This is a genomic window from Mycobacterium sp. E1747 (assembly GCF_001667775.1).
GTDB lineage: Bacteria > Actinomycetota > Actinomycetes > Mycobacteriales > Mycobacteriaceae > Mycobacterium.
This window is the reverse complement of the sequence record NZ_LZJI01000128.1, coordinates 1-26928: the sequence shown is the minus strand read 5'-3', so window position 1 is coordinate 26928 and position 26928 is coordinate 1. Positions and strand designations below refer to the sequence as shown.

Genomic DNA, 26928 nt, shown 5'->3' with positions numbered 1-26928 from the left:
GTGTAATTCCTAGGCTGCCCGGGTGATGTCGACCCGTCCCGCGCCGGCACGCGTGTCACTGCGTCGGGTCGATCGCACGTTCGGAACGCGTACCGTGCTGCGCGGCGTCGACATCGAAATCGAACCCGGCCAGGTCGTCGCGCTGCTCGGGCCCTCGGGCAGCGGCAAGTCGACGTTGTTACGACTTGTGGCCGGTCTCGACCGGCCCAGCGCCGGGCGGATCGACATCGACGGCAAGGCCGTGCGGGGAGTCGACCCGCGTTGCGCTGTTGTGTTCCAGGAGCCGCGCCTGCTGCCGTGGCGATCGTTGGCGGCCAACGTCGCCTTCGGTCTGTCGCCGCGCGCCCCCCGCGCGAAAGGCGCTGGGGAGGTCCGGCATTGGCTCGATGTCGTCGGGCTTACCGAGTTCGCTGATCATCGTCCGCGGCAAGTATCAGGCGGCATGGCGCAACGCGCCGGCCTCGCCCGGGCCCTCGCGCGCCGGCCGCGCGTCTTGCTCCTCGACGAGCCGCTCGCGGCCCTGGACGCGCTGACCCGGTTACGGATGCAGGACCTGCTCGACAGGGTGCAGCACGAAGCGGGCACCACCACGTTGCTGGTGACCCACGACGTCGACGAGGCGGCGATCCTCGCCGACCGCGTGCTGGTGCTGCGCGCCGATTCAGCGGGTGTGGCCGGCATCGGCGCGGGGTTCGACGTCCCGATCCCGAAGCCACGCGACCGTGGTGACCCGCGGATCGCGGCGCTGCGCGAACAGTTGCTCGACGAACTCGGCGTGCCGCGACGCGGCGCCGCCGATGCCGGAACCGCAGTTTCCGAGGAGGCCAAGACGTGCTGAAAGTGCGCTACGTGATTGCTGTTTGGGTGCTGGCCGCCGCCGGCTGCGGCACGCCGACCGGGACGACGGCGGCAAAGGACATCCGGCTGGACTATGCGTACTACAACCCGCTGAGCCTGGTGGTGCGCGACCAGCACCTGCTGGAGGGTCGGGGCTACAACGTGACCTGGGTGCTCTCGGCGGGCAGCAACAAGGCCAACGAGGGGCTGCGCTCCAAGGGGCTCGACTTCGGGTCCACCGCCGGTTCGGCCGCCTTGGTCGCGCGGGCCAACGGCACGCCGATCAAGATCGTCGACGTGTACAGCAAGCCGGAGTGGACCGCCCTGGTGGTGGGGAGGAATTCGACGGTCAACTCGATCGCCGGCCTGAAGGGAAAGAAGATCGCGGTCACCAAGGGCACGGACCCCTACTTCTTCCTGCTGCAATCCCTTGCCACGGCGGGGCTCTCGCCCGCCGACGTGGAAATCGTCAACCTGCAGCACTCCGACGGGAAAACCGCCCTGGAGCGTGGCGACGTGGACGCCTGGTCCGGACTGGATCCCTTTATGGCGCAGACCGTTCAGCAGCAGGGCTCGCGGTTGCTCTACCGCAACCCGGATTTCAACTCCTATGGCGTGCTCAATGTCCGGGACGACTTCAGCGCCGGGCATCCCGATGCGGTCCAGTCCGTGGTCAATAGCTATGAGGAGGCCCGGAAATGGGCGAAGGCGCATCCCGACGAGCTGGCGGCGCTGCTGGCCTCGCAGGCGAAAGTGACACCCAGCGTGGCCCAGGAGGAGTTGCAGCGGACGGCGCTGGACATCCCACCCGCACCGGGAGACCCGCAGCGGACGGTGTTGACCAACATCTTGCCGATCGCGGTGGCGGACTCCGACATCAAATCCGACGACGCCGGACGCGACGCACTCGCAACGATCATCGAGCCGAAATACGCCCAGCGCGTGTCCTGAGGATCCCGCTCGCCCTGGCGGGCCTGGTGGCCCCGCTGCTGTTGCTGACCATCTGGCAACTCGTGACCGCCGCGGGATTGTTCTCGCCCAGTCAACTGCCCCCGCCCGGTGACGTGGTGGCGGCGCTGGGTGAACTGGTGCGCCGCGGGCAGCTGTGGACCCACTTGCAGTCCAGCCTCTTGCGTGTCGCGCTAGGTTACCTGGTCGGCTCGGCCGCGGCGCTCGCGCTGGGATCTCTTGTTGGGCTGTCGGTTACCGCGCGCACGCTGCTCGCCCCTACGGTGTCCGCCTTCCGCACCGTGCCATCCTTGGCGTGGGTTCCATTGCTACTCTTGTGGTTTGGCATTGACGAGACACCAAAGGTGCTGCTGGTCGCGATCGGCGCGTTCTTCCCCGTGTACACGACGACGGCGTCGGCGCTTTCCCACGTCGACCCGCAACTGGTGGAGGTGGGCCGCGCCTACGGCCGGCACGGTGCCGCGCTGTTGACTGCGGTCATGCTTCCCGCGTCCGCGCCCGCCGTGCTGAACGGTCTGCGGCTGGGCCTGGCGAATGCGTGGCTGTTCCTGGTGGCCGCCGAGTTGATCGCGTCGTCCAAGGGCCTCGGTTTCCTGCTGATCGACAGCCAGAACACCGGCCGGACCGATGTGATGCTGTTGGCGATCGCGCTGCTCGCCGCGCTGGGAAAGCTCAGCGACGCAACGCTCGCCGCGGTGGAGAAGCGAATGGTGCGACGGCGCAACTAGGCTACGGTGACGTCGCCCCCATCGGCAGCTGCGCTCTCGAGTTCGCGGCGTCCGACGTGCGCCTCGGCGCGCATGCGCTCCACCATGTGGGGGTAGTGCAGCTCGAACGCCGGCCGCTCCGAACGGATTCGGGGCAGCTCGGTGAAGTTGTGCCGCGGCGGGGGGCAGCTGGTGGCCCACTCCAGTGAATTGCCGTGGCCCCATGGGTCGTCCACCAGCACCGGCTCGCCGTAGCGCCAGCTCTTGAACACGTTCCATACGAACGGCAGAACCGAGGCGGCAAGGATGAAAGCGCCGATCGTGGACACGAGGTTGAGTGTCGCAAATCCGTCCGTGGGCAGGTAGTCGGCATAGCGGCGCGGCATCCCGGAATCACCGAGCCAGTGCTGGACCAAGAAGGTGGTGTGGAAGCCGATGAAGGTCAGCCAGAAGTGCAGCTTGCCCAGCCGCTCGTCGAGCAGCCGGCCGATCATTTTCGGGAACCAGAAGTAGATGCCCGCGTAGGTGGCGAACACGATCGTGCCGAACAACGTGTAGTGAAAGTGTGCCACCACGAAGTAGGTGTCGGTGATATGAAAGTCGAGCGGGGGGCTGGCCAGCAGAACGCCTGTCAACCCCCCGATCAGAAAGGTCAACAAGAACCCGATCGCGAACAGCATCGGTGACTCGAACGTCAACTGGCCCTTCCACATGGTGCCGATCCAGTTGAAGAACTTGATCCCGGTGGGGACGGCGATCAGGAACGTCATGAACGAAAAGAACGGCAGCAGCACGGCGCCGGTGGCGTACATGTGGTGGGCCCACACCGCCACCGACAGGGCGGCGATCGACAGCGTCGCGTAAACCAAGGTGCTGTAACCGAATAGCGGCTTGCGGGCGAACACCGGAACGATCTCGGAGATGATGCCGAAGAAGGGCAGCGCGATCACGTACACCTCGGGATGGCCGAAGAACCAGAACAGATGCTGAAACAGCATCACGCCGCCGTTGGCCGGATCGTAGATGTGTGCACCGAAGCGGCGGTCGGCCTCCAAACCGAACAGCGCGGCGGTCAACAGCGGAAAGACAACCAGCACAAGCACACTGGTGACCAGGATGTTCCAGGTGAAGATGGGCATTCGGAACATCGTCATGCCCGGGGCTCGCAGGCAGACCACCGTGGTGATCATGTTGACGGCACCCAGAATGGTGCCGAGCCCCCCGACACCCACGCCCAGGATCCACAGGTCGCCCCCCACGCCGGGGCTGTGCACGGCGTCCGACAGTGGCGTGTAGGCGGTCCACCCGAAATCGGCGGCGCCGCCCGGAACGATGAAGCCCCCCAATGCGATCAGCGCCCCGCAGACGAACAGCCAGAACGACAACGCATTCAGCCGCGGGAAGGCCACGTCGGGGGCGCCGATCTGCAGAGGCAGCACCAGGTTGGCGAACCCGAAGACGATGGGCGTGGCATAAAACAGCAACATCGCCGTGCCGTGCATGGTGAACAGCTGGTTGTACTGCTCGTTGGACAGAAATTGCAGCCCGGGTCGCGCCAGTTCGAGGCGCAGGAGCAGCGCCATCAGGCCGCCGATGAAAAAGAAGATGAAACAGGCGACCATGTACATGATGCCGATCATCTTGTGGTCGGTCGTGCTGATGAGTTTGTAGATCAGGTTGCCCTTGGGCCCCGTTCGCGCGGGAAACGGCCGGCGGGCCTGCAAGCCGCTGACGGGTGGCGCTTCAGCCGTCATCGAATACCTCCACGGGGTGCAGTCACCGGGCCGGCGATCAAGCCGCCCAAGTATTTCGGGGTCACGGCTGGCTGGCCTAGGGCCAAACGTCCTTAATTACAGGCGATTTCCGGTGTGGGAAGGCAAGGCTTCCCAACTTTCGCGGGAAACCTCGAGCACCTGCCGATCCGACACTCGCCGAGGTGAATTCAGATCTCGGTTAGGTCGTCGGGCAGCGTCTCTTCCAGCACGGCCCGCGCGAGCAGTTCGCCGAGCAGCGGGCCGAACTTCATCAGGTTGGCGCCGACGAACCCGATGACGCGGCCGCGGCGCGCCACGGTCCAGCCGTCGCCGCCGGCGTCGAGCCACGGCGCGCGAACCGTCACGCAGTCCACCCGCCCCAGCGGCGAGAGCTCGGGGAACAATGCGCGCACCGTCGCGGGGTCGGGCACCTCCTGCCCGAACGCCCAGCGCCCCGTGCCGCCGAGCGGCAGGCCGTAGCCCTCGGGCGCCGACAAGCACGCCGCACCGGTCGCGTCGGCGCCCCCGTAGGTGAACCGGGTGTGCGGCGCGAATGCGACGCCCAGCGGGCCGAAGAGCGTCGGCGTACGCGCGCCGGCGCAGATCAGCACGCGATCGCCCCGCAGCACGCCGCCATCGGCCAGGGACACCTCGCCGTCGTCGGAAACCGACACGGCGTCACCACCCCGGACGTCGACCCGCCGCGCCAGCGTGGACAGCGCTCGGCGGATACGAAGGCTGCCGCCGAGCGGGTCGAACACACCGGCCTCCCAAGGCGGGGCGGCGAATGGAATCCGCGCGGCGATCTCCGCCCTGTCCACCCAGCGGAACGAAGCACCCGCCTCCGACATGGCCGCCGCGATTTGTTCGCAGGCTCCGGCGGCGATGAATCCCTCCGGGCCCAGCAGCCGGCCCGCGCCGAACTCGTCCTCCCAACGCTGCCAGCCGGCGCGGGCCCGCAACGCGAGGCGGCACAACGATGCGCGTCGATGCGCGGTCCGGAAGATGCGGGCCAACCCCGTCGACTGCTCGCCGAACGGCCGCGCGCGTTCCAGCACGACCGCGGGCTCCCCGCGCCGCCCGAGCTCGTAGGCGGTGGCCAGCCCGCACACTCCCGCACCGACGATGACAATCACGCGATCCGCATACCCGCGCGCTCAGAAGAAGAACCCGGCATGGGGCGCGTCCGGCACCGCGAACAGCCGATCGGCGACCGCAATCGCCGACGGGTCGTCCGCCCGAGCCAACCCGGCGATGGCCAGGTCACGCCAGCTGGTGCCGCCGATCAGGACACCGGCCAGCCCCTCGACGTCGACCTCCAGTTGCGCCCGCCGCTCGGTCGGTTCGGCGCCGTCCCCGGTGACCGTGAAACAACCCGAATTATGCGGCAGCATCGGGTCTTTGACCGCGATGGTGATGGCGCCGTCGCCGCTGTACTGGCGGGCTGTGAGCGCTCGCGGGACGTCGATGACGCGCAGCCACGTTTCGTCATGCACCGCGGTGACGCGCGCGGCCCGCCGGTCGGCCAGCAGCCAGGGCAGCGGATCGTCCATCGGCAACATCCAAAACACCACGCGGTCAATGAGATCGAGCTGCAGCAGAAACCCCAGCAGGCCGAGATACGCCTCGGCGGTGGGCGCAAAGAAATCTTCCACCGCAATCGTGCGCTGGTCGCTGACGAACCACCTCTCGGTCTCGACGGGGCGGTAGCGGGCGAAACCCGATTCGGCTCCCCGTGCGCCGTGCACCGCGACATACGAAGGCTGCGGGGATGATTCGGAACGCAGCCGCAGGCTCCGCCACCACGCGTCGGGCCGGTCGATGGTCCCCGGCCGCGACGGTCGATTCTCGGCGTAGATGCGGGGCAACAACTCCCAGGCTTGCGCCGCGTCGATCAACCGCACCGGCCCGCCGGCCCCGACACCGCGACGCAGCGCGGCCCGCGCAGTGTGCACCTGCACCGTCTGCGACGAACTGGCGACGCCGTATCCGTACCGCCCGTAGATCGTCGCCTCCGAGGCCCGCAACGACGCGACCACCTCGCCGCGCGCGGCGATGTCCCCGAACTGGTGACGAATCAGCTCCGTGGCGATGCCCCGCCGGGTGAACGACGGCAGCACCCCGATGTGGGTGACGGCGGCGTGGCCCACCATCGCCCCGCCGGGAAGCGTCATTCGGCTCGTCACCGCGTCGGCGGTGCCGACGAGTTGTTCGCCGACGAATGCCCCGACGGTACGGCCGGGCTCGAGCAGCTTGGCGATCTGGCCGGGCGGGAGCTCCGGCATGGGCGGGAAGCCGATCATGGCGACGCGAAACACGTTGGCCGCGGCCAGCAGTTCGTCCTCGCTGGCGAGTACCCGGACTTCGGTGGTCATCCGGCCATCATGTCTCGTGCCCGCCGGGGCGCGGACCGCGGGCCGTTACCGAATCTGCAACCCGGTCAGCGCCCGCGAGATGACCAGGCGCTGAATCTCGCTGGTGCCCTCGAAGATGGTGAAGATCTTGGCGTCGCGGTGCATCCGCTCCACCGGATAGTCGCGGGTGTAGCCGTTGCCGCCCAGGATCTGGATCGCCTCGTCGGTGACGTAGACGGCCGTCTCGCTGGCCACCAGCTTGGCCATCGACCCCTCGGCGGCGTCGAAGGATTGATTGTTGCGCGCCATCCAGCCGGCGCGCCACACCAGCAGGCGGGCGGCGTCGATCCGGCTCTTCATGTCGGCCAGCTTGAACGCCACGGCCTGAAATTCGCCGATCTTGCGGCCGAATTGCTCGCGCTGGCAGGCATAGTCGAGGGCGTACTCGTAGGCGGCCCGGGCCACGCCGACGGCCATGGCCCCGACGGTGGGCCGGGTGCGCTCGAAGGTCTTCATCGCCGCCTGGCTGCGCGCGGAGGTGCCCGACTTGACCCGGGCGATGCGCGCCTCGAACTTCTCCCGGCCGCCCAGGATGTGGTCCTCCGGCAGGCGAACGTTGTCCAGCACCACCTCGGCGGTGTGGGAGGCCCGGATCCCGTGCTTCTTGAATTTCTGGCCCTGCGCCAGACCCTTCACGCCCGCCGGCACGACGAACGTGGCCTGCCCGCGGGTACCCAACTCGGGATAGACGGACGCCACCACGATGTGCACGTTTGCGATGCCGCCGTTGGTTGCCCAGGTCTTGGTGCCGTTGAGCACCCACTCGTTGGTGGCCTCGTCGTAGCGCGCCCGCGTGCGGATGGCCCCGACGTCGGACCCGGCGTCAGGTTCAGAAGAGCAGAACGCCCCCAGCTTCGGCTCGTCGGCGGTACCGAACATCTCGGGCAGCCACCGGCCCAGCTGTTCGGGAGTTCCGTTGCCCGCCAACGCCGCTGCGGCCAGGCCGGTGCCCATGATGGACAGTGCGATGCCGGCGTCACCCCAGAACATCTCCTCGAACGCGGTGAGCATGCCGAGTCCGGTCGGCTCGGCCGCCTGCTGCGCGAAGAAGTCGGGGGAGTACAGGCCCACCTTGGCGGCCTCCTGGATCACCGGCCATGGAGTTTCCTCCCGTTCGTCCCATTCCGAGGCGGCGGGCCGGATGACGTCGGCGGAGAATTTGTGCACCCAGTCGCGCACCTCGATCACGTCGTCGGTCAACTGCAGTGAGAAAGTCACGGTCTACTCCTGAAAGATTTTCGCGTTCAATGGGTTTCGTACTGGGCAAGGACGCTGACGGTTTGGTTGACCCACGCCTCGAAATACCGCTCTTCGTCGATGTTGCCGGGCAGCCGGCCGGTCAGCGCCTGCAGCGTCGCGGCGTAGGACAGCGACCCGATAGCGACCGCCGCGGCCGCCTCGGGATCGGGAATGCGGGTGCGGCCGGAGCGATTCGACGCGGCCAGTTCGTCGGCGAAGCGCTGATAGGCGTTGTCGGTGATGATCTGCCACGTCTTCTCGTCGAGGTCGCCCAATTCCTCGGGTTCCCGCAGCATGACCTTGAGCAGGTCCTCGCTCTCTTTGAGATTGCTCCAGATCAGCTGCCCGGCGGTGCGCACCGCCTGCTCGACGCTGCCCGGCTGCCCCGCGTCGTACTGCTCGCGCGCCGCGACGATGCTGTCGATGCGGTGCGCGACGGCGGCCTCGAGCAGCTCGCGCTTGGAGCCGAAGTGCTTGTACAGCGCTCCTGAACCCGGAGCCAGACCCGACGCCCGCTGAATGTCGGCCACCGACGTCGCCGCGTAGCCCTTGGCGGCGAAAAGCTTCAGCGCCTCGGCCAGCAGCCGATCGCGTCCGGAGGCGAGCATGGTGAGAGAGTACTCACTCACCACGTTAGGGGCAAAACGACCGTGGTCAGGGCCGCGCGGGACATCGGCTCGAACTTTGGCGCTAGATTCTCTGCGAAACGCCACGGCGCCTGAACGCGGCGACTCGCGAAGGGTGTGAGGGTTGTGGTCAGGATGTCGACACCGTCGCCGGCCGGCGCCGTGAGCGCACCAGAGGAGCGTGACATTCGCGTGTTACCGCACGTACAGCTGCCGATGCGGGTGTTGTCGCTGCGCACGATCGTCGTCGTCGCCGCCTTGGCGGTCATCACCCTCGTCGTGCTGCTGGGCACCTGGGTGTGGGTCGGTGTCACCAACGATCAATACAGCCAGCTGGACCGTCGGCTCGACTCGGTCAGCAGCCTGGGTGACATCAATTCCCTGCTCAACAACGTCGCGCACGCCAGCCCCGACCAGCCCATGCCCGACGGCAACCTGGTGCGCACCGCGCGCATCGGCGACGTGACTGTCTCGGCGCCCAGCAACATCGTGCTGCCCAAGCTGCCCAACGGCTACGCCAACACGACCATCAACGGCGTGCAATACCGCGTCCGCACCTTCTCGGCGGGCCCGGCATCGATCGCGCTGGCCGCTCCGTTCGCCGAGGCGCAACACCGGATCAACGAGCTACACCTGCGGGTGTTGCTGATCTGTGCCAGCGTCATCGGCGGCACGGTGGTGGTCGGTTGGGTGATCTCGTTGATCATGGTGAACCCGTTCCTGCTGCTGGCGCAGCAGGCCCGCGCGATCAACGCCCAGTCCAGCCCCGACGAGGTCCAGGTGCGCGGGGTGCGTGAGGCCGTGGAGATCGCCGAAGCCGTCGAGGGAATGCTCGCGCGCATCGGCAAGGAACAACAGCGCACCAAGGCTGCGCTGGAGTCGGCGCGCGACTTCGCCGCCGTCGCCTCCCACGAGCTGCGCACTCCGCTGACGGCGATGCGCACCAACCTGGAGGTCCTGTCGACCCTCGACCTGCCCCGCGAGCAGCGTCAAGAGGTGATCGGCGACGTCATCCGCACCCAGAGTCGCATCGAAGGGACGTTGACGGCGCTGGAACGGTTGGCGCAAGGCGAGCTGACCACCGTCGACGACTTCGTCCCGTTCGACATCACCGAACTGTTGGACCGCGCCGCGCACGACGCGCTGCGGATCTATCCCGACGTCGAGGTGTCGCTGGTGCCCTCGCCGACCGTGCTGATGGTGGGGCTGCCCACCGGCCTGCGGCTGGTGATCGACAACGCCATCGCCAACGCCGTCAAGCACGGCAACGCCGGCAAGATCCAGCTCACCGTGAGCAGCTCCAGCGAGGGCGTCGAGATTGCGGTCGACGACGACGGCACCGGCGTCCCGGAGTCCGAGCGCGCCGCGGTCTTCGAGCGCTTCACCCGCGGCTCCACGGCATCGCGGTCGGGCTCCGGGCTGGGGTTGGCGTTAGTCGCCCAACAGGCCGAACTGCATGGGGGCACGGCGGCGTTGCAGACCAGTCCGCTCGGGGGCACCCGGCTGCTGCTGAACCTGGCCGGCGACGGTCGCGGACCCGCGTAGCTCCGGTCGGCATTTCCACGTCGGAAAAGCCTCGGACATTCTTGTTTAGGCTTGTTTAGGCGACATCAAATATCGGGCTCATTACTGCCAGCCATTCGCAGGATTCCCCGCGGGCGCCCGGTCACCGCGTGACCTGTGTGCCTGCAGTGGCCTGCGAGGTTGTTTGACGGATGACTCATAACGGGAATAGGCACCGTCAGGTGAATCGCGGAATTCCAGCCGGGAGCCCTGACGAATGCGAGTGAATACACGAACGGTGGAACCGCACTAGACTGATGCACCAAGCCCGTCTTATGACGCTGAGCAATCGGAGGGAAATCATGGTGCTGCAGGTGCAATCGGAGGCTGTGCTGGCGTCGGCGGCCGCGGAGTCGGGTATCAGCGCCGAAACTCAGGCGGCGGCTTCGGCGGCCGCGCCCGTGCTGCTGGGGGTCATGCCGATGGGCGCAGACCCGGACTCGGCGATGTTCGCGGCGGCGCTGAACGCCTGCGGCGGAAGCTATCTGGGGGTGGTGTCCGAGCACTCCGCTCAGCGCGGTTTGTTCGCCGGCGCGCAGAGCATCGCCTCGGGCACATACGTCGTCACCGAACTCATGCGTAGCTTGGCGTTGGCGATAGGCGCATAACAGCCAGCTACGCCATCAGCGGGAGCAAAGGGGGAAGTGCGGCATGGCGGATCCGGGGTGGGCCGCGCGTACGCCTGAGGAAAACGACATGTTGCTCAAGGCGGGTGCCGGCGTGATCACCCATCTGGCCAACCAGGCCGCGTGGACGGCGCTGGCGGCCACCCATCACGGTTCGAGCATCGCGTCGGAGATCAACACCGTCGCCACGTCGGCGAGCTGGACCGGTGTCGGCTCCCTCGCTTCTGCCGCCAACGCCACCGCGCTGAACGCGTCGCTGCACGGTCTCGCCGGGTGGGTGGACGTCAAACCCGCGGTGGTCTCGACCGCGGTCTCGGCGTATCAGATGGCCTACGGCACGATGCGCCCGGCGCCTGAATGCCTCGCCAACCGCACCGAGTGCGCCACCGACTACGGCATCAACCCAATCGTGTTGGGAGCGTTGACGCCCCGCATCACGTCGCTAGAGCTCGAGTACTTCGGATCGATGTGGCCGAACAACTCCGCCGTCGGGGCCAGCTACGGAACCATCCTGACCGCGCTGAGCGAGAGCCTCGCCATTCCGCCGCCGCTGGCGACCATGGGCGCGTCGCCGGCCGCGCCGGCGGAGGCGGCCGCGGCGGTGGGGCAGGCCGCCGCCAACGTCGGAGCCGGTGACGGCATGCGCGCCGCGATGCAGGGCGCCCAGACGGGCACGCAGGGCGCCGGCCAGGCGGCGTCGGGCGGCCAGGACTTCATGAGTCAGGCCGGCTCGTTCATGGAACCCGTGCAGTCGATGATGGGCGCGGTCCCCCAGGTGATGCAGGCTCCCATGCAGATGATGCAGGCGCCGATGCAGATGATGCAGCCGCTGCAATCGATGATGGGCATGTTCGCCAACCCCGGTGCCATGGCCGGGGCGGCGCCGGGAGTTTCGGCGGTCTCTGCGACGGAGATCTCGGCCGTCGGCGCATCGGGCGGCGGCGGGGCCGCCTCCCTGGGCGGCGCCGGCATGCCCGCGACCAGCTTCACCCGCCCCGTTAGCGCATTCGAACCCGCCAGCAGCGGCCGGCCCGTTGGGCTGCGCCCAAGCGGGGCGTTGGGCGCCGAGGCCATTCGTCCGCAGACCACGACGGTCGGCGGCGGTACACCAATGGGCGGCATGCCGGTGGGGCATGGGGCAGGAGGGGAACGCGGATCCCGAGACAAGACCGAACAGCCCGCGACGGTGCGGGTTGTCGACACCAGAGTGTGAAGCCGGCCCCGGCCAAGGGTGAATCGACAGATAAATACAGCAGCCATACACTTCGCTCCATGCCCCAGGGAATTCCGGGGGAGGGCATCAGTAGTTAGGAGAAACCGCAAGTGGACAGTTCAACAATCCAAGTATCGGCGCAGGTGCTTCGCGATGCGTCCAACCACATCCAGGCGAATATGGAACATGCGATCGCGATCGCTCAGGGCTACATTGCGAATCACGAAAATGTCATGAACCCGTCAACCTGGTCGGGTGAGGCCGTGACCGCGTCCCACGCGACGGCCATCGAAGTCCAGAACGACCTGAACAAGGTGCTCAACGGCGGAACCCGCCTGGCCGAGGGTCTCAAGCAGGCGGCGGCGTTGATGGAACACCACGAGGCGGATTCGACGCACGCGTTCAGCGCGCTATTCGGCGGCCACGGCTCCTAACCCCATCCCCCATTCGTAATTTCACAATCGGCCTTTTGAAGGGAAATGCACAATGTCCAACCCGATCACCTATAATCCTGGTGCCGTAGCCGATTTCGCATCCGACATCGGATCGCGCGCCGGCCAGCTGCAGGGGATCTACGACGACACCTCGAACCGGACCAACCAGCTGACGGAATTCTTCGCCGGTCACGGCGCGAAGCAATTCTTCGAGGCGCAGGCGCAAATGCTGTCCGGGTTGCAGGGGCTGATCGACACGGTGAGCCAGCACGGCATGACGACCTCCCACGTCCTGGACAACGCGCTCGCGACCGACCAGAACATCGGCCACTTGTTCGGTTGATCCACCGCCCGGGCTCCGATCTGCTGATTGGGCGTTGGTGGGTGAATGCGATTCAAGGGGGGCAGATGCGCTTGAGCGCATGTGCCCCCCTTCGGTGTGAGCCCACCGGTCAAGGACGCGTGGCTTTGAAAGCGAAGTGACATGCTGACGACGACGGTCGATGGCCTATGGGTGTTGCAGGCGGTTGCCGGGGTGGAGCAGACCTGTCCCGAGCTTGGCCTGCGGCCGCTGTTGCCGCGGCTCGACACCCCCGAGCGCGCGCTGAGCCACCCGATCGCGGACGAGTTGCGGACCGCCGGCGCCCTGGACGAGGCGGGCAATGTCGACCCGATGATCCGCGAGTGGCTGACGGTGCTGCTGCGGCGGGACTTGGCGCTGCTGGTGAACATCGGCGTCCCGGGACGGGAACCTACCCGGGCGTCCATCTGCCGCTTCGCCAGCTGGTGGGTGGTGCTCGAACGCCACGCCGAGCTGATCCGCCTGTACCCGGCCGGCACCGCCAATGACGAGGGCGGGGCCAGCGATCTAGTGGTGGGGCAGGTCGAGCGGCTGTGTGGGGTGGCCGAGGTGGCCCCGCTGAAGCCGGTCACTCTCGACACCGAGCAGTTGCTCGCCTCGGTGCGCGACGCCGCCAGCCTCCGGACGTTTCTGCTCAGCCAGAACCTCGACGTCGACCAGCTGCAAATCGTCACCATGGCCGCCGACCCCGCGCGTTCGGCGCACGCGGCCATCGTGGGGCTGCAGGCCGGGGTCGGGCCGGACGAGATGGCGCGGGTCGCCGTCGGCGATTCGACCGTGTCCATCATCGACACCCCGGCGGGCCGCGTCTGCGTCGAGAACGTGATCTCGGGGCAGCGCCGCTACCAGATCCTGTCGCCCGGCTCGCGCAGCGACATCAGTGGCGCCGTCCAGCGGCTCATTCGCCGCCTGCCCGCCGGCGACGAGTGGTATTCGTATCGGCGGGTGGTCTGACCGGGCGGCCGACTTCTCAACTGACCCAGGATAAGCCAGTTAACCAATGCCTTGGAATAGCAACCTGTTACGTGCTTGAAGGGTTTCTTGATCGGTAAACGTGGTATCGCCGCGCGTGTTAGCATCGCGAAGTGACGAGCCCTTGGAATGACCCGAATATGTCGGACGAAGGGGCGCTCAGACGGGGGGAGCCGTCAGGGGGCCGCAACTTCCCGGATTCGGTATCCGACACCATGCGCATTACCGATCTGGCCGCGCCTCGGAAGATTCCTCCAGGCTCGGGTTGGCGGAAATTCATCTACGTCATCTCTTTTAAAAAAATAAACCCCGGGGAATCGCCCGCTGAGCGGCACTACCGGGACTTGCAGAACCGTATCCGGCGGCACATCCGGCGGCAGTACGTGATCACGGTGGTTTCCGGCAAGGGCGGTGTCGGGGTTTCCACGATGGTCGCCTGCATCGGTGGCGTGTTTCGGGAATGCCGCCCGCAGAACGTGATTGCGATCGACGCCGTCCCGGGCTTCGGTACGCTGGCCGACCGTATCGACGAGTCGCCGCCGGGTGACTACACCGCGATCATCAACGACACCGACGTGCAGGGCTACGCCGACATCCGGGAACACTTGGGGCAGAACCCGATCGGGCTCGACGTACTCGCCGGAAACCGCACATCAGACCAACCCCGCCCGCTGGTGCCGGCGATGTTCTCCGGGGTGTTGTCGCGGCTACGGCGGACCCACACCGTGATGATCGTCGACACGTCGCCGGATTTGGAGCACGAGGTGATGAAGCCGGTGCTGGAGAACACCGACACCCTCGTGTTCGTCTCCGGCATCACCGCGGACCGGTCCCGGCCGGTGCTGCGGGCCGTGGACTACCTGCGATCGCAGGGCTACCACGAGTTGGTTTCGCGCAGCACCGTGATCATCAACCACACCGATCAAATCACCGACAAGGATGCGCTGGCCTACCTGACCGAGCGGTTCAGCAAGGTCGGCGCGACCGTCGAAGAGATGCCGTTCGATCCGCACCTGGCCAAAGGCGGCCTCATCGACACGGTTCATGAATTGAAGAAAAAGACCCGGTTGCGGCTTTTTGAAATTACCGCCGGCTTGGCCGACAAATACATTCCGGATGCGGAGCGGACGACGCCGTGACATCAGCGCATAAGGTCGCCTTCCCGGCGCGCTGTGCGGTCAACATTTCCTACGAGAAGCATCTCTGCTCACAAGTGTTCCCGGCCGGAATTCCGGTGGAGGGATTCTTCGAGGGAATGGTCGAGCTCTTCGACGCCGACTTGAAGCGCAAAGGCTTTGAAGGCATTACGTTGCCGGCGGGCAGCTACGAACTGCACAAGATCAACGGTGTGCGCCTCGACATCAACAAGAGCCTGGACGAGTTGGGGGTGCAGGACGGCGACACCCTGGTGCTGGTGCCCCGCGTCGCCGGCGAGTCCTTCGAACCGCAGTACGAGTCGCTGTCGACCGGTCTGGCGGCGATGGGCAAGTGGCTGGGCCGTGAGGGTGGCGACCGGATGTTCGCCCCGGTGACGCCGTTGACGGCGGCGCACACCGCGGTCGCGATCATCGCGATGGCGGCTGCGGTGGTGGTGGCGCTGACGCTGCGCGCACGGACGTTCACCGACAGCCCCATCCCGGCCGCGGTGGCCGGCGCCGTCGGTGCCTTGCTGGTGGTCGCGACGTTCATCGTCTGGTGGGGGTGGCGTGAGCGGCGCGACCTGTTCAGCGGGTTCGGCTGGCTGGCGGTGGTGGTGCTGGCGGTCGCGGGCGCCTGCGCGCCGCCGGGCAGCCTGGGGGCGGCGCACGGGTTGATTGGGCTCGTGATCGTGATCCTGGGTGCCATCGCCATCGGCGTGACGACGCGGAAGCGGTGGCAGACCGCGGCGGTCACCGCGGTGGTGACGGTGTGCGGGATCCTGGCCGCGGTTGCCGCGGTCCGGATGTTCCGTCCGGCCTCGGCGCAGGTGTTGGCCATCTGCGTGCTGGTCGGACTGCTGATCCTGGTCAGGATGGCCCCGATGATCGCATTATGGGTGGCTCGGGTGCGACCGCCGCACTTCGGATCGATCACCGGCCGCGACCTGTTCGCCCGGCGCGAGGGCATGCCCGTCGACACGGTCTCGCCGGTCAGCGAGGACGAATCCGAGGACGAGGACAACGAATTGACCGACATCACCGCGCGCGGCGCGGCCATCGCCGCCTCCGCGCGGCTGGTCAACGCGGTGCAGGTCGGCATCTGCGTCGGGGTGTCGATCGTCCTTCCCGCCGCCGTGTGGGGGGTGTTGACGCCGGGGCGCCCGTGGGCCTGGTTGGCGCTGGTGGTCGCCGGGCTGGTGGTGGGCATCTTCATCACCCAGGGCAGGGGATTCGCCGCCAAGTACCAGGCCGTCGCGCTCGCCTGTGGGGCCGCCGCCGCCGTGTGCGCCGGCGTGGTCAAATATGCCATCGCGGAGCCGAAAGACGTTGTCAGCGGGTTGCTTTGGCCCGCCGTCGCGGTGGCCGCCTTCGCCGCATGCGGGCTGGCCGTGGCGTTGCTGGTGCCAACGGTGCGGTTCAGGCCCCTGATCCGGTTGACCGTGGAATGGGTGGAAGTGTTCGCGTTCATCGTATTGCTGCCAGCGGCGGCGGCCCTGGGAGGGCTGTTTACGTGGATTCGCCACTAAAGCGCGCGGCGGCGGTGACTGCGGCCGTCACCCTGGTCGCGCTGTCAGCGAATATCCCTGCCGCACAGGCCATCACGCCCCCACAAGTCGATCCGGGGATGGTGCCCCCCGACGGGCCGCCCCGAAGCGACCAACCGATGCGGCGCGCCAACAGCTGCTCGACCCCCATCACCGTGCGCAACCCCGACGTGGCGCAGCTGGCGCCGGGCTTCAACCTGCTCAACATCAGCAAGGCCTGGCAATACAGCACCGGCAACGGCGTACCGGTGGCCGTCATCGACACCGGCGTTTCACCCAACCCGCGGCTGCCGGCCGTGCCCGGCGGCGACTACATCATGGGCGAGGACGGACTCTCGGACTGCGACGCGCACGGCACGATCGTCGGCTCGATCATCGCCGCCGCACCACTCGGGGTCCTGCCCATGCCGAGACCGATGCCGTCGACACCGGCGTTTCCTCCCCCGGCCGGACCTCCTCCGGCCAGCGGCGCGCCGCCGCCGCCGGTCGAGGTCCCGCCGCCGGTCGCGCCACCGCCACCGCCGCCGCCGGTGACGATCACTCAGGTGATTCCACCGCCACCCCCACCGCCACCGCCGCCACCCGAGGGAGGCGGCGCGACCGCCGCCTCCAACGGGCCGACTGATCCGCAGACCGAGGACGAGCCCGCGGTGCCCCCGCTTCCGCCGGGAGCACCCGACGGGGTGGTGGGGGTCGCCCCGCACGCGACCCTAATTTCAATTCGCCAGTCGTCCAGGGCCTTTGAGCCGGTCAACCCCGGGCCGGGGGACCCCAACTCCGACGAGAAGGTCAAGGCCGGCACGCTCAACACGGTGGCGCGCGCGGTGGTGCACGCGGCCAACATGGGTGCGAAGGTGATCAACATCTCGGTCACCGCATGCCTGCCCGCCGCGGCACCCGCCGACCAGCGGGCGTTGGGCGCGGCCCTGTGGTACGCCGCCACCGTCAAGGACGCTGTGGTGGTCGCCGCGGCCGGGAACGACGGGGAAGCCGGCTGCAACAACAACCCGATGTATGACCCGCTGGAACCGTCGGATCCCCGCGACTGGCATCAGGTCAAGGTCGTCTCGTCGCCATCGTGGTTCTCCGACTACGTCCTGTCGGTCGGCGCGGTCGATGCCACTGGGGCCGCGCTCGACAAGAGCATGTCGGGACCCTGGGTCGGCGTCGCCGGGCCGGGCACCCACATCATGGGTCTGTCGCCCCAGGGCGGCGGGCCGGTCAACGCCTACCCCCCGTCGAGGCCGGGTGAAAAGAACATGCCGTTCTGGGGCACCAGCTTCTCGGCCGCCTACGTCAGCGGGGTCGCGGCGCTGGTTCGCGCGAAGTTCCCCGACCTGAGCGCGCATCAGGTAATCAACAGGATCGTGCAGTCGGCGCACAATCCGCCTGCCGGCGTCGACAACAAGGTCGGATACGGACTCGTCGATCCCGTTGCGGCACTGACGTTCAACATCCCGCCGGGTGACAAGATGCCCCCGGGCGCCCAGAGTCGGATCATCAGGCCCGCGCCGCCACCGCCACCGGCGGACCACCGGGCGCGCAACATCGCCATCGGGTTCGTCGGCGCGGTGGCCGCCGGCGTTCTCGTCGCCGCGATCGCGGCCCGATTGAGGCGGGCGCGGTGAGTTCCAAGCTGACCGGGTTCAGCCCGGGCAGCAATCGGCGGGTCCTCGGGGTCTGGGTGCTGTTCCTGCTCGCCGTGGCGAGTTGGGCCGTGGGCGGGTACATCGGTGCGGGTGTCGCCGTGGTGGTCGGCGTCGCCGTGGTGTTCGTCCGCTGGTGGGGCCAGCCGGCGTGGTCATGGGTGGTGCTGTGGCGGCGCGGGCGGCGCCCGATTCACTGGGATGCGCCAATCACCGTGGCCAACAACCGATCCGGCGGCGGTGTCCGCGTCCAGGATGGTGTCGCGGTGGTGGCCGTGCAGCTGCTGGGCAGGGCGCACCAGGCCACCATGGTGACCGGTTCGGTGACGGTCGAGACCGACAACGTCATCGACGCCGTCGAATTGGTGCCGATGCTGCGCCAGGCGCTGGGCCTGCAGCTCGATTCGATCAGCGTCGTCTCGCTCGGTTCCCGGCACGGCAACATCGGGGACTACCCACGCGTGTATGACTCGGAGATCGGCACCCCGCCGTACGCGGGCCGGCGCGAGACCTGGCTGATCATGCGGTTGTCGATCATCGACAACGCACAAGCGCTCCGCTGGCGCACAACCGTTGGGGCGGCAGCAATTTCGGTTGCGCAGCGCATCGCCGGGCTGCTGCGCTGCCAGGGGCTGCGGGCGAAGGTGGCCACGGCCACCGACCTGGCCGAGCTCGACCGCCGGCTGGGGTGCGACGCCATCGAGGGGGACACGCAACGATGGAAGGCCATCCGCGGTGAGGCGGGGTGGATGACGACATACGCCTACCCCGCCGAGGCGATCACGTCACGCGTCCTGTCGCAGGCGTGGACGCTACGCGCCGACGAGGTCATCCAGAACGTGACCGTGTACCCGGACGCGACCTGCACCGCGACCATCACCGTGCGCACACCGACGCCGGCTCCCACCCCGCCCAGCGTGATCTTGCGTCGGCTCAACGGCGAGCAGGCCGCCGCGGCGGCGGCCAACATGTGCGGTCCGCGGCCCTACCTGCGGGCGCTGCGGCCCAGCCCGCTGCCCGAACACCTGCTCACCGAGATCGGCCCGTCCGGCGTGCTGATCGGCAAGCTGAGCAACGGGGACCGGCTACTGATCCCCGTCACCGACGCCGGGGAGCTGTCCCGGATTTTCGTTGCCGCCGACGACCCGGTCGCCAAGCGGATCGTGATCCGTACGGCCGGCGCGGGGGAACGGGTGTGCGTGCACACCCGCGACATGACCCGCTGGGCCACCGTGCGGATGCCGGAGATCAGCGTCGTCAGCACGCCACGGCCCGCGCCGCGCACCACCGTAAGCGTTGTCGAGCATGTCGCTCCGATCTCGCCCACGCCGCGGCCCGCGACCGTGATCACGGTCGCCCCGTCTGGCACGAGGCTCCCCGAGGGGCACCGGCACAACTTCGAGGTGATCATCGAGCAGGTCGGTCCCGCGTCGGTGCGGGTCAGCGCGGCGGGTAGGGACTGGCTGGCCGAGATGGACATGTTCCGCGCCGAGAATCGCTATGTGAGCCTCGAGCCGGTCACCATGTCCGCCGGCATCTGAAACGTCAAGAGTCAAAAAGGCATACGGATGAGCGCACACGATGGGTGATTTGCAAACTGCCCGTAGGCATTTCGACCGCGCCATGGCGGTCAAGAGCAGGCAGGGCCGGGCCGCGGCGTTGCCCGACTTCGTCGCGGCCACCGACGCGGACCCGTCGATGGCCGACGCGTGGCTGGGTCGCATCGCCTGCGGCGACCACGACCTGGCCTCGCTGAAGAAGCTGTACGCCACCAGCGAGTGGCTGCACCGCGAGACCACCCGCATCGGGCAGACGCTCGCCGCGGAGATTCAGCTGGGTCCCTACATCGGCATCACGGTGACCGACGCATCCCAGGTGGGCCTCGCGTTGTCGTCGGCGCTGACGATCGCGGGGGAATACGCCGAGGCCGACAGGCTACTGGCCAACCGGGACCTGCTGGATTCGTGGGCGAACTATCAGTGGCACCAGTTGGCCCGCGCCTTCCTGATGTACACCACGCAGCGCTGGCCAGACGTGTTGTTGGCCGCGGCCGAGGAGTTGCCGCCACAGGCCATCGTGATGTCCGCGGTGACGGCGTCGATTTGCGCGCTGGCGGCCCACGCCGCCGCGCACCTCGGGCAGGGCCGGGTAGCGCTGGACTGGCTCGACCGCGTGGACGTGATCGGGCAGACCAACGCGTCGGGCCGCTTCGATGCGGACGTGCTGACCGCGTCCATCGGTCCGGCCGACATCCCGCTGCTGGTCGCCGACCTGGCGTATGTGCGCGGGATGGTGCACCGCCAGCTGCGGGAGGAGGACAAGGCCCAGGTCTGGCTGTCGAAGGCGACCATCAACGGCGTCCTGACCGACGCCGCCAAGGAGGCGCTGGCCGACCCCAACCTGCACCTGGTCGTCACCGACGAGGAAACCATCGCCAGCCGCGCCGATCGCTGGGACGCGTCGACGGCCAAGAGCCGCGACGAGCTCCACGACGACGCCACCGCCGAGCGGCGCGCCGAGCTGCTCGCCGCGGGGCGCGCGCTGCTGGCCAAACAGGTCGGGCTGGCGGCGGTCAAGCAGGCCGTGTCCGCGCTCGAAGACCAGCTCGAAGTGCGCACGATGCGCCTCGAGCATGGGCTGCCGGTGGAGGGGCAGACCAACCACATGCTGCTGGTCGGGCCGCCCGGCACCGGTAAGACCACCACCGCCGAGGCGCTGGGCAAGATCTACGCCGGCATGGGGATCGTGCGCCACCCCGAGATCCGGGAGGTGCGTCGCTCCGACTTCTGCGGGCACTTCATCGGTGAGTCGGGCCCCAAGACCAACGAGCTCATCGAAAAGTCGCTTGGCCGAATCATTTTCATGGACGAGTTCTATTCGCTGATCGAACGCCACCAGGATGGCACACCTGACATGATCGGCATGGAGGCCGTCAACCAGCTGCTGGTCGCGCTGGAGGCGCACCGTTTCGACTTCTGTTTCATCGGCGCGGGTTACGAGGACCAGGTGGACGAATTCCTGACCGTGAACCCGGGTTTGGCCGGCCGGTTCAACCGTAAACTGCGATTCGAGTCCTATTCCCCGGCCGAGATCGTCGAGATCGGGCAGCGCTATGCCGCGCCGCGGGCCAGCATGCTCGACGACGAAGCGCGCGCGACCTTTCTGGACGCGGCCACCACCATCCGCAATTACACGACCCCCGGCGGGCGGCACGGCATCGACGCCATGCAGAATGGCCGATTCGCCCGCAACGTGATTGAACGTGCGGAGGGTTTCCGCGACACCCGCGTGGTCGCGCAGAAGCGCGCGGGCCAGCCGGTGACGGTCGAGGATTTGCAGATCATCACCGCCCCCGACATCGAGGCCGCGGTGCGCAGCGTGTGTTCGGACAATCGTGACATGGCGGCCATCGTCTGGTAGTCGTAAGCCGCCGGAAATGGCGTTCCGGACGGGGCCCCGGAAGCTGGGGATGCTCGCAGGCCCATCGCCAACGACTGCAGCCGCCGCGGCTGACGACGCTGCATTCGCCTTTATGCTCGCGTGCGAAGCGAGTTGCGTGGGCGAAGCTTCGGCTGGCTGGGTGACCGCGAGGGACTGGCGGGACAAGACGTCGCCCGCGCCGCCCTCAGTTAATGTGGCCGATCAGCGTTTCGATCGCATGGGCGACGCCGGCGGGCACCGCCTCGTCGGCCTCCGCGCGTACGATCATTTCCTCGGTCACCCCGGCCGCCTCGGCCGTCTCGGCGGGCGAAAGGTTCGCCCGCCGCCGGGCCGCATAGAGGCGTTGCGCCAGCGGGGCGGCCGGGGCGGTCGCAGCGCGCGTCATCATTTCGTCGTAGTGGCGCCGAACTGTACTCAGGGCGTTGATCAGTTCGGGTGTGATCCGGCTGATGCGGGTGGCTTGAACCGCGATGGCCTCGAGTTGCCGAAGATCGGCGAGGATCGGGGTTGTGCGCTCGGTGAATTCCGGGTCGTCGGCCGACGGCAATGCCGCGATGGCCAGGCCGCAACCATCCACGGCGGCGACGATCGCCTGCGCGATCAGTGACGTGGGGGCATCGGATTGCGGAGCCTGTGTCGCTGGTTTGGTGGTGTCGGGCGCGGCGGCAGTCGAGATCTCTTCGTCGGCGTCGGGCTGTCCGCGGCGGATCCGCGAGATGGTCCCGGCGGGCCACTGCAACACGTGCTCGAGCTTGGCCTGCGTGCGCTCGCGCGGCCAACTGCGGCCCTTTTCGAATGCGATCAGGGCCCCGGCGTTGATGATGCCGTCGGACGCCAGGCTGCGCTGGCTGATGCCCAGTTCCCGACGGCGCGCCGCGGCGGCCGCGCCCGCGCGCACCATGCCGGGATCTGGCTCACCGCCGTCGGATTTCGGTTCGCCACCGGTGCTTGGGGGCGTGACGATCTCGAATGTGAGAACTTCGCCCGAGCTGGGATCGCCGAGCCGGACCGTCGTTTTGCCCGTCACCGTCACCGAGCTCGTACGTTGTCCGTCGACGAACATGCCGTTCGGTCCCTTGTCGACGATGCGCCACGAACCATCCACGGGTTCGGCGTGCAGGTGCTCCGCGGAGATCTGGTCGATCCGCACGTCGTCCTGCGGGTCTCGGCCAATGGTCACCACACCCCGACCGGGCTCGATCTCATGTGACTCAGCACCGCTGTGCACGACCAAGAGGGCGAGGTCGGAACGCGACTCGGTTCGGGGCATTTGCGGTGGTTCCTCGATCGAGGCAGCTAGGCGGGCCTTCCGCCGCTGTAATCCTAACCGTCGCACCCGTCAGATTTCCATCGCGCGCCGCTACGTTTTGACTCACAGGTGCGCACTGGCGCGGGCAGAACGCTGCATCGCTACGCTGGCCCCGTTCCGTGATCGCTACCGCGCACTTCCCGCCCGAAGCCGGCGCTCGTCGCGCTACGGTTCGGGGACGCCGGGGCTCCGGCTCCGTTCAAGGCTCCGAGCCTGCGTTCCCGCCTGAGCGCTACGGTTGGGTCGCCGTCGGTCCTGACCGAGGACCACGGGTTGACCACCATGAAAGCAACGTTCAAACGCTTTTAGCGGCCACCGGGGCGCCTCAATGGGATGAGCACGCGATGCATCCGCTGGAGCTAACCGATGCAGGCCGGCTGCAAACTGTTGCATCGCAGCGGTTGGTTCTATACCGTTGCGAAACATACGAGCTGAACGCAATGCTTCAGAAGGATCACCTCATGACCGCAACACCTTTGTTCAACATCCCGCTCGGCGCCTGCACGCAGGACCCGGACCGCTGGACCACCGCCCCGGACGCCGACGCCATCGCCGCGTGCCGGGCGTGCCCCCGCCGCTGGATGTGCGCCCGGGAAGCCGTCGAGTCGGCCGGCGCGGAAGGCCTGTGGGCTGGCGTGGTGATCCCCGAGGGGGGCCGCCCTCGAGCGTTTGCGCTGCGTCAACTGCGATCCCTGGCCGAGCGCAACGGATACCCCGTGCGCGAGACCGCGAAGTCGGCCTAGCCCCGTCCATGACTGCGCACTTCGGGTCGGCGATGGGTCCCTATGGAAACCGTTGCACCGCTTTCCCTTTGGGATTTCAGGACAGGCGCGGGCCACTACGTTGGCTCGAACCGGAAGACGGTCAGCCGCCCCGCAAGTGCTTCGAATTCGTCAGCCGTTCCATCACGCACCATTCCGGATCGTTTCGCGAATGCCACCCCGACGGGGACCTTGGCGGGGAATTCCCGCAACACCGGCCGGGCCTGGGCGGCGGAGAGTTCGACGATCCGGACTTGCTGTGATCGTCGGCCCCGGCTGAGCGTGCCGGTGCCCGCCGCCCGGGCGTTGGCAGCCCAGTCGGCACCGGGATAGCCGGCCACTACGTACAGGTCGCCCCGGAATTCGAACGGCGTCATCGGGGTGCTACGTGGCCGTCCCGACTTGCGGCCGGGGACCGTGAGCACCATGGCGGGTCCGGTGGGGATTCCGAGCCGTTGGACCGCCATCATCACCTTGTTCATCGGCTTGAGGTAGCGCGGTGGGCGCGGTTGGGACATGTCGGATTCCTTAACTGGTGGCGGAGAAAACGTCGCGACGCTCGGCGACCCACTGGGCGAACGGGGCTGCCGGCCGTCCGAGGATCTTCTCGACGTCGCGCGTGACCAGCGCGGGCGCGTCGAGCGTCGCGGCGAGCATGGCGATATAGGCGTCGGCAAAGGCTGCCGGAAACCCCAACGCGATGAACCGTTGACGCACAGCGGCGTTGGGTATCTCGCAGTACTGCAGCGGCCGGCCCAAGGCGGTGCCGATGGCCTCGACCAGCTCCGAATTGGTGAAGGCCTGCGGACCGGTCAACGGGACCCGCTGTCCGACAAGGTCATCGGTGAGCAGCGCCCGAGCCGCCACCTCCGCGATGTCGCTTTCGACGATCGGCGCCGTCGAGGCTGCGGCGTATGGCCCATAGACCACATCACCGGCGCGGAGCTGTGGTGCCCACATGCCGGCGAAGTTGGTCGCGAACACGGTGGGCCGCAGGCTCACCCAGGCCAGGCCGGAGTCAACGGCGAGCTGCTCGATTTCTTTGTTGCGGTCTCCGCGGAAGCGGGACGGTTGCCGGGCGAAGTCGTCATCGGCGTTGATGGCCGAAAGCGCGACCAGCTTGGTGACACCGGCGCGCACGCATCGTGTCACCACCTTCTCCAGGTCCGCGCCCAGCGCCCGGGAGTTGAGGAACACCGCCGATGCTCCGGGCAGCGCGTCGGCCGCCGAGCCGACGAGTTCGGCACCGGCGGGAAGTCCGGCGCTATCCGGAGCGCGGGTGACTGCACGGACCGGGGCCCCCGCGGCCACCAGCGCGGTGACAAGGGGCCGCCCGACGTTACCGGTCGCGCCGGTGATCACAATCGTCATGGATCGTTCCTTTCGAGGATTTTTTGCGGTGCTCCAAGGACGGGGCGCGAGGTGGGAAAGTTACAACGGACATTCCGTAACTTTTTGCCGCAGCAGATCGTCGAAGAGACATGAACCAGTCGCAATCAGCGAGCGACCAGGTCGCCGACGCCTGGCGTCGTCACCGCCCGTATCTGGTCAACCTCGCCTACCAGATGCTCGGCGACATCGGTGAGGCCGAAGATATTGCGCAGGAAGCGTTTCTGCGCTTGTCGAGGGCCGAGGTGGGTGAGATCGAGGACGTCCGGGGCTGGCTGACGGTGGTGGCCAGCCGGCTTTGCCTGGACCAGGTGCGCTCGGCCCGCGCTCGCTACGAACGCCCGGGTGAGGTCGCAGAGCGGCCGGCGCCGCACCGCTCCGATCCGGCCGACCGGGTGACCCTGGACGACGAGATCCGTGCCGCGTTGCTCGAGGTGTTGCGCAGGCTCAGTCCAGGGGAGCGGGTCGCCTTCGTGCTGCACGACGTGTTCGGCGTCCCCTTCGACTCGATTTCCGAAACGGTGGGCCGCCCGGTCGGTACGTGCCGGCAGCTGGCGCGGCGCGCGCGGGCGAAATTCGTTGCCGCCCAACCCGCCACGAACATGGTGGGCCCAACCGAGCATCAGCTGGTGACCGAAAGATTCATCACCGCATGCGCCAACGGCGACCTTGCCGGGTTGGCCGCGGTGCTGGACCCGACGGTGTGGGGCGTCGGCACCATTCTCGCCGACCCGCCGCCGCCACCACAGATCAACCACGGGCCGGATGCGGTGGCATCCAACCTGCTGCGATACCTGTGGCCGGACGTGACGCTGGTCAGCGGCCCCGTCGGGCAGCCGGTGCTGCTGGCGTTCAGCCACCGCCGGCTGTTTGCGGTCATCGTGCTGACGATCCGCGGGTCCAGGGTGGCCAAGATCGAGGCGATCGCCGACCCGTCCGCGCGGACGGGCAATGTCGTCGAGCAGGCCTAGGTCGGCCGCTGGTTGTCGGAGCGGGATGCGAAGTAGCCGGCGATTGTCGCGGTGACCTCGAGGAACTTCCGCCGCGTGGCGGCCGACATTTCGCGGCTCACATCGATGACGCCGCCGGGGCGAAGGTGCGGGTCGAAGGGCACCTCGATTACCGGCCGGCCGTGGTCGGTGAACTCCCGGGCCAGCTGCGCCCGCGTGCGTTTGTCGGCATGGCCGTCGGAATCGTTGAGCACCACGATGCTGCTCTGCAGCAGAGTGTCGAAGCCGTGGTCCGCCAGCCACTCCATGGTCCTGGCGGCGGCGGACGCGCCGTCGGCCCACGGCGAGGAGACCACGATCAGCGCGTCCAAATCGCGCAGCACCTCCTGAGTGACCGGCGCGTCCATCGTCGAACCGCAGTCGATGACCGAGATCGCGAAATGGCGGTCCAGGCGTAACGCGGCTTCCCGGTAGATCGCGGCATCGAGCACCCGGCGGGGGCCCGACGCCGGCTCGCCGCCGAGCACGTAGAGCCCGGCGGAATTACGTCCCACGCGGGCAACCACATCGCCGAAGGACTGCAGATTCTTGTCGGCGGTCAGTTCCCAGAACGAGCCGGTGGTCGCCGGGTCGATTCGGCTGCTGAGGCGCCCGAACGCCGTGTCGGCGTCGATCGCCACGGTGTGATCCTGCCGCCGGAGCTCGGCGAACAGCGATCCAACGCTAGCGGCCACCGAGGTCTTTCCCACCCCACCCTTGCCGAGGACGCCGACCTTGTAGTTGCCGTGCAGTCGGGTACGGATGATCGTCTCGAACTGCGCGTCCTGCTGCTGGGCCGGTGACGGGCCGAGAGCGACCAGGCCGAAAGTCATCCGCCGGAGAACACGTCGCCAACCGCGATCGGGCACCGCATCGACGCCCGACGGGGCGGGCTTGGGGCCGACGGGTGCGACCGGGGCCGAAGCGGCCTGCGCAGGCGGCCGCGGTGCAGAGCCGGCGGCCATGCCGACAAACGCACGCGGGCGCAGCTGGCC

25 protein-coding genes are annotated in these 26928 nt (G+C 68.0%); 16 read left to right on the top strand and 9 right to left on the bottom strand.

From position 1 onward, the window contains the following. Positions 1-52: 52 nt before the first annotated feature. The 3 genes from A5695_RS12720 to A5695_RS12710 are packed head-to-tail and all read left to right on the top strand — an operon-like array spanning position 53 to position 2534. Entirely contained in the window at positions 53-838 is a 786-nt protein-coding gene (locus A5695_RS12720; RefSeq protein ID WP_197515476.1) for an ABC transporter ATP-binding protein, read from the top strand. Beyond that, complete coding sequence (locus A5695_RS12715) at positions 835-1788, top strand: aliphatic sulfonate ABC transporter substrate-binding protein (protein ID WP_068082089.1); 954 nt, start codon at positions 835-837, stop codon at positions 1786-1788. Before A5695_RS12720 ends, A5695_RS12715 begins: the two co-directional genes overlap by 4 nt. 35 nt (positions 1789-1823) lie before the next feature. After that, complete coding sequence (locus A5695_RS12710) at positions 1824-2534, top strand: ABC transporter permease (protein ID WP_082946048.1); 711 nt, start codon at positions 1824-1826, stop codon at positions 2532-2534. Here the strand turns inward: A5695_RS12710 and ctaD are convergent. The 5 genes from ctaD to A5695_RS12685 all read right to left on the bottom strand — a co-directional run bounded on the left by ctaD (position 2531) and on the right by A5695_RS12685 (position 8528). Continuing rightward, a complete protein-coding gene (gene ctaD, locus A5695_RS12705; protein ID WP_068081974.1) occupies positions 2531-4267 on the bottom strand; it encodes a cytochrome c oxidase subunit I in 1737 nt (578 codons plus the stop codon). The genes A5695_RS12710 and ctaD overlap by 4 nt on opposite strands. Before the next feature lie 188 nt (positions 4268-4455). Further along, a complete protein-coding gene (locus tag A5695_RS12700) occupies positions 4456-5403 on the bottom strand; it encodes an FAD-binding oxidoreductase (RefSeq protein ID WP_068081971.1) in 948 nt (315 codons plus the stop codon). 21 nt (positions 5404-5424) lie between these two features. Further along, complete coding sequence (locus A5695_RS12695; protein WP_068081968.1) at positions 5425-6642, bottom strand: GNAT family N-acetyltransferase; 1218 nt, start codon at positions 6640-6642, stop codon at positions 5425-5427. Positions 6643-6687: 45 nt separating this feature from the next. Further along, positions 6688-7899, bottom strand: a complete 1212-nt coding sequence (locus A5695_RS12690) for an acyl-CoA dehydrogenase family protein (RefSeq protein WP_068081965.1) — start codon at positions 7897-7899, stop codon at positions 6688-6690. A 26-nt stretch (positions 7900-7925) separates the two neighbouring features. Continuing rightward, positions 7926-8528: a TetR/AcrR family transcriptional regulator gene (locus A5695_RS12685; protein WP_068081964.1), complete on the bottom strand. Its 603-nt coding sequence runs from the start codon at positions 8526-8528 to the stop codon at positions 7926-7928. A 234-nt stretch (positions 8529-8762) separates the two neighbouring features. Between A5695_RS12685 and A5695_RS12680 the strand changes: the two genes are divergently transcribed. From A5695_RS12680 to eccA, 11 genes are all read left to right on the top strand, one after another. Beyond that, positions 8763-10091, top strand: coding sequence for a sensor histidine kinase KdpD (locus A5695_RS12680; RefSeq protein WP_068082082.1), 1329 nt, complete (start codon positions 8763-8765; stop codon positions 10089-10091). Between the two features lie 320 nt (positions 10092-10411). Beyond that, on the top strand, positions 10412-10717 hold the full coding sequence (locus tag A5695_RS12675; RefSeq protein WP_068082080.1) for a PE domain-containing protein: 306 nt from the start codon (positions 10412-10414) through the stop codon (positions 10715-10717). A 43-nt stretch (positions 10718-10760) separates the two neighbouring features. Next, entirely contained in the window at positions 10761-11948 is a 1188-nt protein-coding gene (locus A5695_RS12670) for a PPE family protein (RefSeq protein WP_068081961.1), read from the top strand. A gap of 110 nt (positions 11949-12058) precedes the next feature. After that, the gene (locus A5695_RS12665; RefSeq protein WP_068081959.1) at positions 12059-12382 is read left to right on the top strand and encodes a WXG100 family type VII secretion target; all 324 of its coding nucleotides are present in this window, start codon (positions 12059-12061) and stop codon (positions 12380-12382) included. A 52-nt stretch (positions 12383-12434) separates the two neighbouring features. After that, positions 12435-12725 (top strand): WXG100 family type VII secretion target, encoded by a 291-nt coding sequence (locus A5695_RS12660; protein ID WP_068081956.1) that lies wholly within the window; start codon positions 12435-12437, stop codon positions 12723-12725. Between the two features lie 141 nt (positions 12726-12866). Next, positions 12867-13697: an ESX secretion-associated protein EspG gene (locus A5695_RS12655; protein ID WP_068081953.1), complete on the top strand. Its 831-nt coding sequence runs from the start codon at positions 12867-12869 to the stop codon at positions 13695-13697. A gap of 131 nt (positions 13698-13828) precedes the next feature. Continuing rightward, entirely contained in the window at positions 13829-14854 is a 1026-nt protein-coding gene (locus tag A5695_RS12650; protein ID WP_156749611.1) for a MinD/ParA family protein, read from the top strand. Next, positions 14851-16380 (top strand): type VII secretion integral membrane protein EccD, encoded by a 1530-nt coding sequence (gene eccD, locus A5695_RS12645; protein ID WP_082946040.1) that lies wholly within the window; start codon positions 14851-14853, stop codon positions 16378-16380. Before A5695_RS12650 ends, eccD begins: the two co-directional genes overlap by 4 nt. Next, the gene (gene mycP, locus A5695_RS12640) at positions 16365-18026 is read left to right on the top strand and encodes a type VII secretion-associated serine protease mycosin (RefSeq protein WP_068081947.1); all 1662 of its coding nucleotides are present in this window, start codon (positions 16365-16367) and stop codon (positions 18024-18026) included. The genes eccD and mycP overlap by 16 nt, the downstream gene beginning before the upstream one ends. Further along, positions 18023-19585: a type VII secretion protein EccE gene (gene eccE / locus A5695_RS12635; protein WP_068081944.1), complete on the top strand. Its 1563-nt coding sequence runs from the start codon at positions 18023-18025 to the stop codon at positions 19583-19585. The genes mycP and eccE overlap by 4 nt, the downstream gene beginning before the upstream one ends. 40 nt (positions 19586-19625) lie before the next feature. Continuing rightward, positions 19626-21464 (top strand): type VII secretion AAA-ATPase EccA, encoded by a 1839-nt coding sequence (eccA, locus tag A5695_RS12630; protein ID WP_068081941.1) that lies wholly within the window; start codon positions 19626-19628, stop codon positions 21462-21464. Positions 21465-21669: 205 nt separating this feature from the next. On the opposite strand, the gene A5695_RS12625 is transcribed toward eccA, so the two are convergent. Beyond that, positions 21670-22755 (bottom strand): FHA domain-containing protein, encoded by a 1086-nt coding sequence (locus A5695_RS12625; RefSeq protein ID WP_068081935.1) that lies wholly within the window; start codon positions 22753-22755, stop codon positions 21670-21672. Positions 22756-23255: 500 nt separating this feature from the next. Between A5695_RS12625 and A5695_RS12620 the strand changes: the two genes are divergently transcribed. Continuing rightward, entirely contained in the window at positions 23256-23537 is a 282-nt protein-coding gene (locus A5695_RS12620; protein WP_068082074.1) for a WhiB family transcriptional regulator, read from the top strand. Positions 23538-23632: 95 nt separating this feature from the next. Here A5695_RS12620 and A5695_RS12615 read toward each other — a convergent pair whose 3' ends face one another. Both A5695_RS12615 and A5695_RS12610 read right to left on the bottom strand, forming a co-directional pair. Beyond that, a complete protein-coding gene (locus tag A5695_RS12615; RefSeq protein WP_068081933.1) occupies positions 23633-24073 on the bottom strand; it encodes a nitroreductase family deazaflavin-dependent oxidoreductase in 441 nt (146 codons plus the stop codon). A 10-nt stretch (positions 24074-24083) separates the two neighbouring features. Beyond that, positions 24084-24926 (bottom strand): NAD(P)H-binding protein, encoded by an 843-nt coding sequence (locus A5695_RS12610; RefSeq protein ID WP_068081927.1) that lies wholly within the window; start codon positions 24924-24926, stop codon positions 24084-24086. A gap of 110 nt (positions 24927-25036) precedes the next feature. Between A5695_RS12610 and sigI the strand changes: the two genes are divergently transcribed. Further along, positions 25037-25915, top strand: coding sequence for an RNA polymerase sigma factor SigI (gene sigI, locus A5695_RS12605; RefSeq protein ID WP_068081924.1), 879 nt, complete (start codon positions 25037-25039; stop codon positions 25913-25915). On the opposite strand, the gene A5695_RS12600 is transcribed toward sigI, so the two are convergent. Further along, positions 25912-26922 carry a MinD/ParA family protein gene (locus tag A5695_RS12600; protein WP_231974808.1) on the bottom strand — a complete coding sequence of 337 codons (1011 nt, stop codon included), beginning with the start codon at positions 26920-26922 and terminating at the stop codon, positions 25912-25914. The genes sigI and A5695_RS12600 overlap by 4 nt on opposite strands. Positions 26923-26928: the final 6 nt, after the last annotated feature.